At 70.0% G+C, this 15,095-nt stretch carries 14 protein-coding genes; 10 read left to right on the top strand and 4 right to left on the bottom strand.

Translation table 11 applies throughout. From position 1 onward, the window contains the following. Positions 1-4 precede the first annotated feature (4 nt). Complete coding sequence (locus tag AB7I40_RS13340; RefSeq protein WP_428344893.1) at positions 5-910, bottom strand: NAD-dependent epimerase/dehydratase family protein; 906 nt, start codon at positions 908-910, stop codon at positions 5-7. 63 nt (positions 911-973) lie between these two features. Between AB7I40_RS13340 and AB7I40_RS13335 the strand changes: the two genes are divergently transcribed. Further along, a complete protein-coding gene (locus AB7I40_RS13335) occupies positions 974-1,423 on the top strand; it encodes an AAA family ATPase (protein ID WP_428344892.1) in 450 nt (149 codons plus the stop codon). Here the strand turns inward: AB7I40_RS13335 and AB7I40_RS13330 are convergent. Next, complete coding sequence (locus AB7I40_RS13330) at positions 1,407-2,552, bottom strand: MFS transporter (protein ID WP_428344891.1); 1,146 nt, start codon at positions 2,550-2,552, stop codon at positions 1,407-1,409. The two genes, AB7I40_RS13335 and AB7I40_RS13330, sit on opposite strands and share 17 nt — an antisense overlap. 84 nt (positions 2,553-2,636) lie before the next feature. Between AB7I40_RS13330 and AB7I40_RS13325 the strand changes: the two genes are divergently transcribed. The 4 genes from AB7I40_RS13325 to AB7I40_RS13310 all read left to right on the top strand — a co-directional run bounded on the left by AB7I40_RS13325 (position 2,637) and on the right by AB7I40_RS13310 (position 5,990). Further along, entirely contained in the window at positions 2,637-3,803 is a 1,167-nt protein-coding gene (locus AB7I40_RS13325; protein WP_428344890.1) for a DUF2235 domain-containing protein, read from the top strand. Positions 3,804-3,870: 67 nt separating this feature from the next. Further along, entirely contained in the window at positions 3,871-4,230 is a 360-nt protein-coding gene (locus AB7I40_RS13320; protein ID WP_428344889.1) for an ArsR/SmtB family transcription factor, read from the top strand. Continuing rightward, complete coding sequence (locus tag AB7I40_RS13315; protein ID WP_428344888.1) at positions 4,227-4,733, top strand: SRPBCC family protein; 507 nt, start codon at positions 4,227-4,229, stop codon at positions 4,731-4,733. Before AB7I40_RS13320 ends, AB7I40_RS13315 begins: the two co-directional genes overlap by 4 nt. Positions 4,734-4,871: 138 nt before the next feature. After that, on the top strand, positions 4,872-5,990 hold the full coding sequence (locus tag AB7I40_RS13310) for a PP2C family protein-serine/threonine phosphatase (RefSeq protein WP_428344887.1): 1,119 nt from the start codon (positions 4,872-4,874) through the stop codon (positions 5,988-5,990). A gap of 7 nt (positions 5,991-5,997) precedes the next feature. Here the strand turns inward: AB7I40_RS13310 and AB7I40_RS13305 are convergent, their stop codons facing one another. Next, positions 5,998-6,339 (bottom strand): DUF2200 domain-containing protein, encoded by a 342-nt coding sequence (locus AB7I40_RS13305; RefSeq protein WP_428344886.1) that lies wholly within the window; start codon positions 6,337-6,339, stop codon positions 5,998-6,000. Between the two features lie 110 nt (positions 6,340-6,449). On the opposite strand from AB7I40_RS13305, the gene AB7I40_RS13300 reads away from it, so the two are divergent. From AB7I40_RS13300 to AB7I40_RS13280, 5 genes are all read left to right on the top strand, one after another. Further along, complete coding sequence (locus AB7I40_RS13300; protein WP_428344885.1) at positions 6,450-6,878, top strand: hypothetical protein; 429 nt, start codon at positions 6,450-6,452, stop codon at positions 6,876-6,878. A 145-nt stretch (positions 6,879-7,023) separates the two neighbouring features. Then, positions 7,024-8,094, top strand: coding sequence for a hypothetical protein (locus tag AB7I40_RS13295; protein WP_428344884.1), 1,071 nt, complete (start codon positions 7,024-7,026; stop codon positions 8,092-8,094). After that, complete coding sequence (locus AB7I40_RS13290; protein ID WP_428344883.1) at positions 8,091-9,245, top strand: hypothetical protein; 1,155 nt, start codon at positions 8,091-8,093, stop codon at positions 9,243-9,245. Before AB7I40_RS13295 ends, AB7I40_RS13290 begins: the two co-directional genes overlap by 4 nt. Continuing rightward, on the top strand, positions 9,238-10,617 hold the full coding sequence (locus AB7I40_RS13285; protein WP_428344882.1) for a hypothetical protein: 1,380 nt from the start codon (positions 9,238-9,240) through the stop codon (positions 10,615-10,617). Before AB7I40_RS13290 ends, AB7I40_RS13285 begins: the two co-directional genes overlap by 8 nt. Next, complete coding sequence (locus tag AB7I40_RS13280) at positions 10,614-13,958, top strand: tetratricopeptide repeat protein (protein ID WP_428344881.1); 3,345 nt, start codon at positions 10,614-10,616, stop codon at positions 13,956-13,958. The genes AB7I40_RS13285 and AB7I40_RS13280 overlap by 4 nt, the downstream gene beginning before the upstream one ends. A gap of 28 nt (positions 13,959-13,986) precedes the next feature. Here the strand turns inward: AB7I40_RS13280 and AB7I40_RS13275 are convergent, their stop codons facing one another. After that, positions 13,987-15,090, bottom strand: coding sequence for a DNA glycosylase AlkZ-like family protein (locus AB7I40_RS13275; protein WP_428344880.1), 1,104 nt, complete (start codon positions 15,088-15,090; stop codon positions 13,987-13,989). Positions 15,091-15,095 lie beyond the last annotated feature (5 nt).

Here is a 15,095-nt window from a genome sequence, read left to right as displayed (position 1 = left end):
GGCCTCAGGGCTGCCCGGCCCCCGGATCGGCCAGCACATCGCGCCACGAGTGGCGTGGGGCGAAACCGAGGAGATCGCGCGCCTTGTCGATCGAGTAGAAGGTCTCCTCGGGCCCCATCTCCCGGCGGACCTCGACCTGGTCGTAGAAGCGCTCGCGGACCTGGTCGGTGGTGGCGGCCACGGACATGTCGGCGTTGGCGACGTTGAAGACCTGGTAGCCCAGTCCGTCGGTCTCGAGGCAGCGTTGCACCATCTGACCAAGGTCCCGGGTGTCGATGTAGGCGAACACGTTGCGCCGCCGCAGTGACGGATCGTCGAGGAAGGCCGGGAACAGCTCGGCGTACTCGTGCGGCTCGATGACGTTGTTGATGCGAAGGCCGTAGATGTCGGCACCCGTGCGGGCCTGGAAGGAGCGCGCCGTCACCTCACCGGCGACCTTCGACATCGCGTAGGCGTCCTCGGGGACCGTGGGGTGCTCCTCGTCGACCGGCACGTAGAGCGGGCGCCGCTCGCCCTGTGCGAAGCAGATGCCGTAGGTCGTCTCCGAGGAGGCGAACACGATCTTGCGCACCCCCAACCGGGTGGCTGCCTCGAGGACGTTGAAGGTGCTCAGGACGTTGGTCGCGTAGGTCGCGCTGTCCGAGGTGAGCAGGATCGCCGGCACGGCGGCGAAGTGCACCACGGCGTCGTAGGTGGGCTGCACCGGCAGGTCGAGCTCGTCGAAGGTGGCCAGCCCGGCGAGGGCAGAGTAGGTCTCGCCGGCGTCGGTCAGGTCCACGCGGAGGTCGGCGATCCCCGGGTGCTTCAGCGGGGCGAGATCGGCGTTGGTGACCTGGTGACCCTGTTCGGCGAGGTGGGCCGCGACGTGCTTGCCGGCCTTGCCGCTGCCGCCGGTGAAGAAGATGCGCATGCCGCACCGTACCCGCGTCGGTCCGGCTCACTCCCTTCGTCGCGGTCGCCTACCGTGGTCGCCATGTCGCGGGTGTTGCTCACGGGGATGTCCGGAACGGGGAAGTCGACCGTCCTGGGCGAGCTCGAGCGTCGCGGACATGTCACCGTCGACACCGACGATGACGACTGGGTGCTGGGCGACGGCGCCTGGGACGAGTCGCGCATGGACACGCTCCTGGCCTCGCACCGCGACCTCGTCGTGTCGGGCACCGTGCACAACCAAGGGCTGTTCTACGACCGTTTCGAGCACGTCGTCCTGCTCAGTGCGCCGATCGACGTGCTCCTGGAACGGGTAGCCGGACGGACGAACAACCCGTACGGCGGGACCGCTGAGGAGCAGGCCGAGATCTCGCACTACACGTTGACGGTCGAACCGCTGCTCCGCCGCGGAGCGACCCGCGAGCTGGACGCCCGGCGGCTGCCGGGCGAGCTCGCCGACGTGGTCGAGGGGCTGCTCACCGGTCGGTCGTAGCCGGACCGACGAGCAGGAGTCCCGCCGCCGCCAGCCCCAGCATCACCGGCACGATCGTGAGCGCGGTCTTCAACGTGGTCGCATCCGCCAAGGCGCCCACCGCCAGGGGCGCCAGCAGTACGGCGAGCGAGGTCACCGTGACGGCCCGGCCGCTCGCGAGCGCGGCGCGGTCGGGGGCGACGGCCACGGCGATGGACAGGGCCATGGGGAACAGGTTGCCGATCCCGAGGCCCAGCAGGGCCAGGCCGAGCAGCGCCTGCACGATGGTGGCCGACGGCCACAGGACCGCGAAGCCGACCCCCGCGATGCCCAGCGCGTAGGCGAGCAGGCGAGTGGGGTGGAAGCGGTGGGCCAGCCGGCTGCCGACCGTCCGCCCGAGGAGGAAGCCACCGAAGTAGGCCGCCATCAGGGAGACCGCCGTGTCCGTCGAGACGTCCACCGCCTCCTCGACGAACGTCGCCCCCCACGCGCTGACGCACCACTCGGCCGCCGCGGCACAGACGAGTACGACGGCGGCGACCCAGAACCTGCCGGGCAGGGAGCCCGCACCGGCCGCGGTGACCGGGCCCTCGGCGACGCCCAGTCGCCGGTTCAGGAGCCACACCACGGCGGGCACGAGCAGCGAGGCCAGCAGCGCCGTACGCCACCCGGCGCCGAGTGCTGCGGTCGCCGCGAACGCCCCGATCAGCACCACGTAGGAGATGCTTGCCCCCACGTTGGCCTCGGCCAGGGCGACGGTACGCCGCTCGCCGTGATGGTCGGCGAGCAACGCCTGGATCGTCGCCAGCAACAGCCCGCCACCGACCCCCATCACCACGACGGACCCGACCGTGACCTCGACCCTGCCGCCGGCCGTCAACCCGATCGTGCCCAGGGCCATGAGTGCTGCCGAGCACCACAGCAGGCGTCGGCGCCCCAGCGCCCGCTCGATCCGGGACGAGGCGAGACCGGCGACCATGCTGCCGACCGCGAAGCCGGCGACATGCAGGCCTCCCGCTGTGTAGCTGAGGTCGAACTCGTCGCGCAGGTGGGGGACCACCAGGCCCGGTGCGGTCTGCAGATAGGCGAACCAGGCGAGCATCAGGAAGGCGACCCAGGTCAGGCGGTCGCGCACGTACGCCTGAGTCATGCGTGAACGATACAAGTGACGAGGGTCGGCGATGGCCCACTTGGGCCATGCGCGACAGCACCCGGGTTTGCGAGCATCGAAGGCATGAAGCGCTTGGTGGTCTGCTGTGACGGCACGTGGAACAAGCCGGACAACCAGACGATCACCAACGTCGAGAAGATCGCGCGCACGGTCCAGAGCGACCCGAGGTCGACGGGAGGCGTACACCAGTTCGTGTACTACGTCAGCGGGGTCGGTGCCGGGAGCTACAAGGCCGACAAGTTCCTGGGTGGGGCCTTCGGCTTCGGGCTGTTCCACAACGTGGTCGCCTGCTACCGGTTCCTCGCCCAGAACTACGAGCCTGGCGACGAGATCTTCATCATCGGCTTCAGCCGGGGTGCCTACACCGCACGCTCGGTGGCCGGCATGGTCGGGAGGGTGGGCCTGCTCACCAAGGAGTCCCTGGTCCAGGAGAGACTGCCCGCCGCGGTGCACCTGTATCAGGGCAAGGACCTTCCCGAAGGTGCGTTCGGGGCGAGTGTGGAGGAGTTCAAGCGCGACCACTGCCATGCCGCCCCGGTCGACTTCCTCGGGGTGTTCGACACGGTGGGAGCGCTCGGCGTCCCGGGCTTCATGCATCTCGCGCCGCGCTTCCACGACGTACAGCTGAGCAGTCAGGTGCTGCGCGCCCGCCACGCCCTGGCGGTCGACGAGACCCGGCTGAAGTTCGCGCCCTCGTTCTGGGAGGTCCCCGCTGAACCGGCGGGCGCCCCGACCGAGGACGAACGGGTCAAGCAGGTCTGGTTCGAGGGGGCCCACTCCGACGTCGGGGGTGGCTACCGCTCCACCGGGCTGTCGGACACCTCCCTGCTGTGGATGGCGCGCGAGGCGCACGAGGCGGGCCTCGTCTTCGACGTGCCGCTGTTGACGCACTACGTCAGCAGCGGCTCCGAACCCGTCCGGCACGATCCGCTGAACCGGATGTACCGGGTCGACAACCTGTTCCTCCGGGTCAAGGGGAGGCTCAGGAGCACGACGGGGGGCAGCGCTTTCACCGCAGGGCTGCGGCGTCTCACCAACGAGCACGCCCTGTCCGTGCGGGTGGCCAGCAGCGTCGTCTCGCACTCCCAGGAGGGGGGCTACGCGCCGGCCAACCTCACGGCCTTCGCGCAGGCGACCGACGGTTTCGAGGGCATCGTCGAGCCGGTGACCGCGCTCCCGGAGAACGGTCTCGACCTCAGCGCGCTCGGCAGCCCTCCGGTGAGACCCTAGGTCGCCGGACCTCCCTCGGACTCCGCGATCCTTGACAGATTGGTAACCAATCGATTACCAATAAGGAATGGATCCGTTCGAGGCGATCGCTGACCCGGTCCGCCGCGACCTCCTGCGCTCGCTGGTCGGCGGCCCTGCTCGGGTGGTGGACCTCGCTTCCTCGCACCCGATCAGTCGCCCGGCGATCAGCAAACACCTGCGTCTGCTCACCGAGTGTGGCCTGACCACCGTCGAGGACCGGGGCAGGGAACGCCACTACGCCCTCGCCGCGGCCGGTCTGTCGCCGGTGCAGGCACTGCTCGACGAGCTTCGCCCACGCGTGCGCTTCGACGAGGCCGCGCTCGACGGCCTCGAGCTCGAGGTCCGCCGTACTGTTCGCGACCACCGCGGCGCCCCTGCCAGCCGACCGACCGAGGAGACCGCATGACCATCAAGCCGACCGGGACCCGCGCCACCCGCGGTGGACACGACAGCGTCGTGTTCACCCGCGACTTCCGGGCTCCGATCGAGTCGGTGTGGGCGGCGATCACCGAGTCCGACCGGCTCGAGCGCTGGATCGGCACCTGGACCGGGGACCCGGCCACAGGCTCGGTGCTGTTCCACATGAACGCCGAGGGCGACAACGTCTCGTCGGAGACCTTCACCATCAACGCCTGCGAACCGCCGCACCGGATCGTGGTCACCTCGACCCCCGAGCACGACGACAACATCTGGCACTTCGAGCTGGACCTGGTCGAGCGCGGGGGCACGACCACACTGACCTTCAGTCAGTCGGTGCCCAACGCCGAGCTGGCTGCCGGAGTCGGCCCTGGCTGGGACTACTACCTCGACCGCCTGGTCGCCGCAGAGAGCGGGGTCGACGTCGCTACGGTCGTCTGGGACGACTACTACCCCGCGCAGTCCGTGCACTACCGCACGCTCTTCGGCTGACACTCGGCCGACCTGCCCGGACACGCACGCCCCGCAGCCATCGCGCGGCTCTGGTGCAGCTCCGCAGGCTGCGTCCCTGAGCCCCTGGGCAGGTCGGTTTCACAACGGTTGGGGCATATGTCCGGTTAGTCTTGAGTGATGGGTAACCCGACGACTGGCTACCTGCAAGCCCGCGTCGCCCTGTGGCGGACCGGGACCCGGAAGAGTCAGCAGCAGGTCGCACGAGCCCTGATGGTCGTCATCAGTGCCTCGTTCGTCGTCTCCGTCGCGGCCCCGGAGTGGATGCCGCTGGCGGCGTACTTCGTCTGGTTGCTGATCGCCATGCTTCTGCTCCGCTTCCGGTGGCTGGTGGTGGTCGGGGCCGTCAACGCCTTGGCCGGCGTCCTCGCCGTTGCCCTCAACGGGCCGATCACCGCCTCGCGGGTCATCGCGATGGTGGCCTTCGTGGTAGCCGTCCTGCTCGTCCTCCTGGTGGCCAGCCGCCAGCGCAGCGGGCTGCCGGCCATGCTGAGCGAGGCGTTCCTGGTGGACCTGCGGGACCGACTGCAGGCGCAGGGCAAGATCCCGCCGCTGCCCGAAGGGTGGGAGTCGCAGTCGGCGATGATCGCCTCCCACGGTGTCACCTACGCCGGGGACTTCCTGGTGGCCGACCTCAGCGAGGACCGCACCCGGTTCGAGCTCATTCTCGTCGACGTCTGCGGCAAGGGCACCGGAGCAGGACCGGCCGCGCTCCAGTTCTCCGGCGCCCTCGGCGGGCTGATCGGCGCGCTGCCGCCCCAGGACCTGCTGCGTGCGGCCAACGACTTCCTCATCCGGCAAGGCGACGACGAGGCGTTCGCGACCGCCGTCCACCTGCTCGTCGATCTCGAGGAGGGCCGCTACCAGATCACCAGTGGTGGGCACCCGCCGGCACTGCGCTGGGACCTGGCCTCCCAGGAGTGGACCATCGACAACGCCTGCGGCACCGCCCTCGGCGTGCTCAACTCGCCGGAACTGCACGTCAGCGAGGGGCGGTTGCACCCGGGTGAGGCCCTCATGTTCTACACCGACGGTGTCGTGGAGGCTCGAGGCAGCAGCATCGACGCCGGCATCGCCTGGTTGCAGCGGGTCGCGCTCGAGGCCGTCGGCCAGGGTTTCGGCGGCGCGGCGAATCGGATCGTCGGTCAGGTGGAGAGCGGCGAGGACGACCGGGCCGTGCTGATCCTCAGCCGGACCCCGGTGGGTTCGCGGGCGATCGACGAGACATCGGTGTCCTGAGCCTGGCTCACGCCCTCAGGATCTTGACCATGGCCTTGCCCTTGGCGAGCTCGTCCACCAGCTTGTCCAGGTAGCGGATCTTCTGCATCAACGGGTCCTCGATGTTCTCGACCCGGATCCCGCACACCACGCCCGTGATCAGCGGTGCGTTGGGGTTGAGGTCGGCATCGGCGAAGAAGTCCTCGAACGAGGTCCCGGCAGCCAGGTGTGCACCCAAGGCCGACTCGTCGAAACCTGTCAGCCACTCGATCACCTGGTCCAGCTCGGCCCTCGTGCGGTCCTTCCTCTCCACCTTGGCGACGTAGTGGGGATAGACCGAGGCGAAGCTGGTGGTGAAGATCCTGCTCATCCGCAGGATCGTAGTCGTTCTGAGCGCGGAGTCGTTGGCAGATCGCAGTATCTTCCGGGTTCGCCGACCCTCCGGGATGGAGACATCTGAAGCGAGCGAGGGGCACTCACATGGGATCGAGATGGACCGCAGTGGCCATGATCATGCTGGTCGTCGTCGGGCTGGGGGGTTGCGGCGGCTCGGACGATTCCACGCCCACCGATGAGGCAGCCTCGGTCGTGCCGACCGAGCTCACCGACGCGGTGTCGGGCGACGCCGACCTCGATGGCGAGGCCGACCAGGGGGCGGCCCTGACCGCGGACGAGTTCTGTGGCTTCCTTGCCGAAGAGACCCCGAAGGTCGTCGACCTGCAGCCGGCCGAGTACGCCGCCGCGACGTTCGGCAGCGCCGTCTTCGCCTTCTACACCGACAAGGGACTGCTCACCGACATCGACGGTGCCGACATGGACGTCCTGGCTGCCGAGGGCTGCCCGGACGCGAGCGCTGAGCTCCTGCCGGCACTGGGCGCGAGCACGTTCGCTGACCTCCTCTCGCAGTAGGCACGCCCTGGGCGCTCCCGGCGAGCCGAGTGCAAGATCGGCTGCCGGTATCACGCACGTGCGACCGGCCTCTTCGCAGTCGGGGTCTGGCCTCTTGCGCGGGGGTCAGCCGCTCCGCAACCATGGCACGAAGGGGGCGAGACGCATGATCCAGCCCGACTATGCGAGAGCCGAAGGCCAGGTCCTGGATGCCGGGCGCGCCCTCGAGTTCGCCCTGGACTCCGGCGACCCGTTCGAGATCCAGCTCGCCGCCCGCGACCTGCTGCGCGTCACCGAGGCCCGGGAGAGTGCCTTCGGCACGGTCGCCGGTTTCCGGGGCGAGCAGGGCGCGGCCGCACAGGTCGATCCGGACGAGGAGCTCGAACAGATCCTCAGCGAGCTGCAGATCGGCCAGACCCTGCTGGCTGCCGGCGCGGCCGTCGACGACGGGACCCTCCAGGCCCCTGCGGCATCCCTTCCTGAAGCCCTGGACCAGCTCGAGACAGAGCGGCGCCGGCGCCGGTCCACGACCGAGGTGACGGCGCGGTTCTCGGCCGAGCCGAGCGAGCACGCCGACCCGCTCGTCCTGTTCCGCGGCAGCCTGGACTCCTTCCTTGCCGACCTCACCAGCCGTACGTCGTCGGTTGCCACCGCGGCCATCACCGGGTTGACCGCGATCCCCGGGTCCGTGGTGCAGCCCTGGCTCACCGCGGCAGGCACGCTCGTGGGCGAGGTCCCCAAGGTGGGTGCCCTGTTCGCGTTGGGGTTGCGAGCCCTCCGGCGGGCCGTCAACGCGCTCCTGCGGCTTGTTCCCCAGCCGGTGCGCGACAAGGTGCGGGAGCTGGCGAAGCAGTGGTGGGACGAATCGGGCGCTGATGGGCTCGCCGGCCGGTTGCTCGGGGTCGAGGAGGTGCGTCAGCACGCGGCCGACGTACTGGCCGAGGCGGCAGCAGCGACCAGCCTGCGCGAGGGTACGGCGGCGATCGAGGCCCTGTCCGGCCAGCACGACAGATCCATCGGCGCGATCAAACGCATCCTCAAGCTCCTGAGCACCCTGCTGGGTCCGCTCGCGGCCAGCTTCGTCGCCGCGGCCACCTGGCTGTACGGCGCGGCAGCGGCCGGCTTCGCCGCAGGTGTCGCGGCCGCATTGTGGATCGGCAGGGACTGCCTCGACGCCGGAGCGGGCTGGGAGCGCATCGACGGGGTCCAGGTGATCCTGAACAGGATCGGGCCATGAACGAGCCGCTGGACCTGTCGGTCGTGGTGCGCGCTCGGCTGGAACTCGAGATGCGCAGGATCGACGCGATCGAGGACCTGGCCCTGCACGGACCATCGGCCGAGCTGGTCGACCGGATCACCGGCGGTCGGCTGAAGAGCATGGTGGCGAACCAGCGAGCGCGTTTCGCCAAGCACCGCCCCGGCCGAGAGGACTTCGTGAAGCTGGCCCTCCTGGAGGAGTCCACGAGCAATGTCACCCGTGAGGGCATGTCGTTGGCGATGGGAGCCCTTGCTCGCGACGCCGGACTGGACCATGGTGCCTGCGAGACGGCGGACCGGTTCGTGCGCTGGCTGGCCGGGAACGGCGACGTCAGGGTCGCGCGGATGAGCGTTCCCGGCGATGCGCACGCCGTACACCGGTCCACCGACGTGATTCGACGCCGGGTCCCGGACCACGGGCTCTGGGACCTTCCCGTGCTGGCGCATGAGTTCGGACATCTCGTGGTCACCGGGATCGCCAGCTACGACGCGGAGAACGACTCCGTGGGCACTCCGGTCGACAGTGCCCTGGCGGGCTGGGACGGTGCCGCCCGAGGTCGGGCCACCGAGCTGTTCTGCGACCTCTTCGCCGGCTACGCCCTCGGCCCGTCCTATCTGTGCACGCTGGTGTTCCACAGGTGCGATCCGACCGCGCCGGCCGCGGTGGGCGACCTGGCCAGCCACCCCAGCGACGCGGGTCGCGTGCACGCCGTCCACACCTTGCTGAAACGCATGACCGGCTCCTCCGATCTGCATCCCTTCGACGCCCAGCTCTACTGGGCCGCCAAGGCGTGGGCTCAGATGCAGCTCCAAGCCGAGGAGGATGCCCGGCTGTCCGACACGCAGCGGGCGGAGGTGACCTCCCAGGTGGCCGGATGGTGGGCCGTGCTCTCACAGGACCTGAGCAGCTTCGCGTATGCCTGGACTCCGGTCGTCCAACGGCTGGTGGCCAGCATCCGCTCCGAGCAGGACCCGCCGAGCACGCACTTCTCGGCCGCCGACGTCCTCAACGCCGCGTGGACCGTGAGGCTGGGCGACTGGTTCGGTGGGCGGCCCGCCGACATTCCCTACGAACAGCGCGCCGAGGAACTGCTCGACGCGGCACTCGACTCGGAGGTGCAGCATGAATGACCAGAACCGGCCCCGCTCCCAGGCGCTCGATCCGATTCTCGAGGCGAGGCTCGATCTCCTCAACCAGGTGTTGGACGAGGTGCAGAACATCCGCGACGAACGGAAGGCACAGAAGGACCGGCTCGCGGCGGTCCAGCGGTTCCTGAAGCCCGACGGGGATCTCAACAAGCTCCGCAACGACGCCGGCATGGGCATCGAGGCGGCTGTGCGCAGACTGCGCAACGCCATCGAGATCAACGGGGGATCCGCGGATCCCGACGACCCGACCGAGCAGGCCCTCGAGCTGCTGACCAGCCTGCAGCCCGACATCGACGTCAGCCTCCGCAACCTGCGCAGTGACGCTTTCCGCGAGTTCCTGGGCATCCAGGAGTGGACGATCGCAGCGCTCAACGACACTCGACTCGGCAAGGCGCAGGCCCTCTACCGCGCCTCCCTGAATGCCATCGGCGAGGCCCAGCGGCCGTGGGCGAAGTATGAGGAGCAGCTGCACGGGCGAGGTGAGACGCTGTTCAATGCCTACCTGGAGCTGCTCAGCTCGATCGCGGTCCGCGGGCTCCGGATCGCCGACGACCTGGCCGACGACCGGCAGGCACTGCTCAAGGTCCTCCTCGGCCACGTGGACCACGACCAGCTTCCGCAGCTGCCGACACCGAATCTGCTCACCCGTTCCGAGCACATCCAGCTCGGCTACCTCGGATGGAACCTGTGGGCGTTGCCGCTGATCGGCAAGGACGCCGGCCTCTACCTCATCCGGACCAGCCAGGACAGCTGGAGTGACCTGGCAGCCCGGCACCATGTCGTCTGCGCCGACGCCTTCGCGACCTACGTCCTGGGCCCGAGCTACGTCGCCGCGACCATCTTCCTGGAGCTCGACCCGGACGGTACGTCGACCGGTGGTGCGCCGGCCGACCCGGTCCGCGCCGAGCTGCTCCTCGACCTCCTTCCTGAGTTGGCCACCGAACCCCAACGACGGGCGATCGAGGCGTTCGTCGGCAGACTGCGCGCCGCCTGGCAGGCCGCCCGCACCGCCATCGGGGCTCCCCAGATCGAGGTGTCGGACGAGGTCCGCGACGTGACCCGCAAGTTCCGTGAGGAGGTTGCCTACGACTACCCCCAGGCCGCGTACGACATGGAGACACTGCCCGATCAGGTAGCCGACGCCGAGCGCTTCGTCACCGGCGATGCGCCCGCGACGAGCAATCACCCGCGAGATGTGCTGGTGGCGATGTGGTGGGCCCGGGTCAACCACCCGGAGTCCTGCCGCGTGATCGACGACGGGGCACGCAAGGTGATGGCGGCCACCGGGCAAGGGCCCGGCGTACGGAACTCGGCCAGGTCCGCAACCTCCGGCTACGGGACCCCGCGGTCATGACCAGCGCCTGGGCCGGGCTCGGCTTCTCGGCGGACGGGGCCATCGAAGCCCTGTCCGCGACAAGCGTCCACGTGGTTGAGAGCTATGCCCGCACCCGCGTGGAGATCGCCCGCTCCGAGTTCCGCAGCGGACAGTTCTCAGCCGCGTTCGACACCCTGAGCAACCTGGTGAGTGGGCTCCGGCCGGTGATGCCGCACGACGAGCCGACCGAAGGCCTCGCCCTGGCGTTCGCCATCTCGAACAGCGTGCTGGGTCAGGGGCGCGAGCGGTTCGGCGATGCCGCGGAGGCAGAGGAGGCCTTTCGGGAGTCGGTCGAACAGTTCCGGGCGGTCGACGACACGAAGCTGAATCCCCGGGACCACTCCGACTTCGGGATCGCGCTCGCGGCGCTCCACTTCGAGCTGGAGGCACTGGATCACCTGCGCCGGTCACGGGCAGAGGGCGGCGCCACCCCGGAGGCGGCGCGACACCATGCCGTCCTGCTGATGGGGGGCGGCAAGACGGAGGTCGCCGAGGAGCTTCTGAAGGAGGCCCTCCTGACGACCCCGGCCGATCCCGACGCGCTGCGGGCGCTCGGCACCATCCAGGCTCAGCGCGAGGATGGCGAAGCGGCCGCGACACTCGCCTCGTCGGTCTACGCGCTGATGTCGCTGGGTCGTCACGCGGAGGCGCTCGAGGTGCTGGACGTCCTCGAATCCCTGACCCCCGGCGCCGAACTCACGGGCGTGCGCGCCGAAGCCGAACGGCTCGACAACCGGCTCGAGTCAGCGCTGGCGTCCTATCAACGGGCCCTCCAGGACCAGCCGAACAAGTCCTGGCTGCTGGGCGGACTGGCTTCGGCCCTGCTGGCGCTCGACCGGGCCAGGGACGCGGCCGCCTACATCGCAACAGCTGTGGAGTCGGCCCCCGAGGACACCGCACTGCTGGACCTGGGCGGCGAGATCGCGCTGCGGACCGGTGACTGGGACCAGGTCGCGGAGCTGGCACAGCGTGCCATCGCCGTCGACTCCCACGACGCCTCGGCCCGCTACCGGCTGGCTCTCGCCGCACAGGCTGTCGACGACGTACCCCGAGCCCTTGAAGTGATCCAGTCGGCGCGAGTCCTCGACCCGACGAACTTCGACTTCCTGGTCCTGCACGCCGACCTGGCCCTGCAGGCAGGCTCACCCGAGGTCGCCGCCGAGCTGTACCGCCAGATCTGTGCCGACCCCCAGGCCTCCCCCTTCGCGTATGCGAGATTGGTGTGGCTGTTGCAGCAGACCGGCCAGACCAGCTCGGGCATCGCGGTGGCCGAGTCCGCTCTGGGGAGGTTCGGCGACAACGAGCCCGTCCTGGTCGCGCTGGGACAGCTGCTCCTCGACGCCGATCCCGCCGCGGGCATCAGCATGCTGCAGCGAGCCGTGGACCTGCCCGATCACAGCCTGGAAGCCACGCTCGCACTCATTCGCGGGCTCTTCGACGCCGGTCGGTCCGCTGATGCGCTGGCGATGATCGAACACGCCAAGGAGGAGGCCCCGGACTCGGCTGACGTCTACGCCGTCGAAGCACGGGTCCTTGCCTCGACCGGGGACTGGTCCCACGCAGCGGACTCGGCCCGGACAGCACTGGGCTACGACCCCGACACCTTCGACGCTCTGGTGGTCCTCGGCAGGGCGGCCCTGGTCGACGACGACGCCGAGACCGCGGAGGCCCTGCTGCGCCGGGCCGTGGGACTCAGTGGCCAGGTGTCGGGTCGCTATTACCTGGCCTGCGCCCTGCTCGACTCCCGTCCGGCCGAGGCGCGTGAACTGCTCGACGAGATCATCGAGGCTGGCGGGATCGCCACCGCTGACGCCCTGCAGCTGCGCGCGCGCCTCCACCTGGACCGGGGCAAGTTGAAGCGGGGCATCGCGGACCTCGAGGAAGCTGCGCGGCTGGATCCCGAGAACGAATCGATCCTGATCGAGCTGGCAGACGCTCTGCGCCAGAACGGCGACGCCGAACGCGCACTGCACTTCGCCGACCGCGCCCTGGACCTGGTGCCCGAATGGCCCTTCGCGCTCGCAGTCCGGGCCACCGCCCTCCAGGTGCTCGGTCGGATCGACGAGGCACGGCGCGACCTCCACCATGCCATCACCGTGGACCCCGACTACGGCTTCGCCTACATCCTGCTCGCCCGGGTCGCCTCAGATGCCGGGGAGGCCCAGCGACACGTCGACGAGGCGCGGCGGCTGCTGCCCGACGACTCGCGCGTCGAGATCGAGCAGGCCGCGCTCTTCACCCAGACTCAGCGCTACGAAGAGGCGTTGGCGACCTACGAGCGCCTCCTCCAGAGCGCACCTGAACCCGAGGTGGTGGGTGCCTACATCGATACGCTCCGCCTCCTGGGCAGGCTGGAGGAGGCAGTGCACGAGGGCGAGCGGGCCATGGTCGAGCTCGGCGACGACCCGGTCGTCCGACGCAGCCTGGCGATCGCCCTCGTGGACGCAGGGCGTCGTGCCGATGGCATCGCCCACCTGGCACAGCTCGTGGAGACCTTCGGCGATGCGAGCAGCAAAGGTGACCTGGGGTGGGCGCTCGTCGCCGACGAGCAGCAGGACCGTGCCCTCGCGGTCATCGACGAGGCATTGCTCGCGGCGCCGTACGACGTCTGGACCCGCAACCAGCTCAGCATCCTGCTCAGCGACGTCGGTGACTACGCCCAGGCCCAGGCGTTCGCAGTCGGGGCCAGCGAGCTGGACCCGTCCTCGGTCGATGCTTGGGCGCAGATCGGCTGGAACGCCAGGCAGCAGACACCGCCTGATCTCGACCTCGCGCTGCAGGCGATGGAACGGGCACTCACGCTGGTCCCCGAGGGCCTGCCAGACCCCTGGGTGGTCGGGGCGGTGGCCGAGATCCGTCACCTGCTCGGAGACCCTCGGGCGGAAGCCGGGTTCCGGGAGGCGCTGGCCTTGAGCAGGCACAGTGGGTCGAAGGGCAATCGCTCGCTCTCGACCGCCGGCTGGTGCGCCTATCGCCTGGACGACCTGAAGCAGTCGGCCCGATTGTTCCTCGAGGCGGCCAGCCTGGAGGACAAGCCCGGCAGCGACGCCTTCGACCTTGCCCTGGTCACCTTGTGCCTGGGACGTCAGGAACGAGCCCGCAAGCTGTACGCCGACGCCCTCAGACTCATCGCGGCCTCGCGGCACCCGCTCATCCAGCGCGGACTGATCCAGGTGGCGATCATCGACATCGGCCGGGCCAAGGTCGGCCATGAGCTCGATGAGGACGTCACGCGGGGGATCCTCGCGGACCTGGATCAGGCCCTCGAGGGGCTGCCGCACGCCCCGACGATGGAGGCACCCCCGACGCTCACGACGTGACCCACGGCCCGATGCCCGACCGGATCGCTCAGCCTACCTCGACCGTCAGGTCGAGCGGACGATCCAGGAACCGTCCCAGGGTCGTCGCCTCCCGGTCCAGAGCGGTGCGTGGCACCCGCCCGGAGTCGCTGAACCAGGTGACCTCCACCTGCTCGCCGCGCACCCGCCACGTCCCGGCCACGACACCGTGAGCGAGCACCGGATTGGCCGAGCGGCTGACGACCTCGCGGTGCGCAGGAGGCACGATGTGGGTGTCAGTCGTGCCGGGCGCCATGACCCAGGGATCGCGGCCCGGGAGAAGTCGGACCGAGGTGGAGGCCGCCGTACTCCTCAGCTCGTCCAGGTCCTCCTCCAGCACCATCAGGGGCTCGCCCGCCGCGCTGACCGGTGCCAGGCGATCCTCGAGCCGGGTCAGCCAGCGGGCCACGTCCTTGCGCCGGGCCCCGAGCCCCTTGCCGAACCAGTCGTGCACCCGGTCCGGCGTGGTCGGTCCGTGTGTCCGGAAGTATGCCGCGACCACAGCCGGTCCGGCCTCGTCGAGGTCGGGGATGCCGGCCCAGCCCGCGACGCTGTCGAGAGCAAGGAACGTGGCCTCGCCGTCACTGCTCACCCCCAGCCCCATGTCGCCCTGCCAGGTCAGCGGCTTCAGCAGGGTGTCGTTGCCTTCGGCGACGATGCTGCGCAGGTGCCGGTAGCGGCTGCTGCGCCCCAGGGCGCTCGCGAGGCCCGACCGCGTCAACGGCCCGTCGGCGAGGGCTGCCCGCACGTATGCGCGGAACCGCGGCCAGTCGGCCGCGGTGAGCCGGTAGTAGCTCTCCCAGCTCGCGAGCTCCCACATCCGGCTCGAGGCCCGGACCGCCAGGTAGGCGCCGGCCTCCCGCGGAGTGATGAGGTGGGTGGCGCCGCGGAAGGCGTAGACCTTGACCAGGTCACCAGCCGCCAGGGCCCGGGCCGTGTCGCCGGCGCGCCCCTCCGAGCGGCGTACCCCGATCGCCTGCTCCGCCGCTGCCTCCGGCCAGGCAGGCATCGGCCCCAGCTGTCGCACCACCTCGGCGACCGACCCGGTGCCGACCGGGTCGAGCAGGTGGCGGCGCAACCGCCAGGAAAGCGCTTGGGCCCAGGTCACGACCATCGCCT

Source organism: Nocardioides sp. (genome assembly GCF_050246775.1).
GTDB lineage: Bacteria > Actinomycetota > Actinomycetes > Propionibacteriales > Nocardioidaceae > Nocardioides.
Note: the sequence above shows the minus strand (reverse complement) of the source record. Positions and strands in the feature narration are given on the sequence as shown.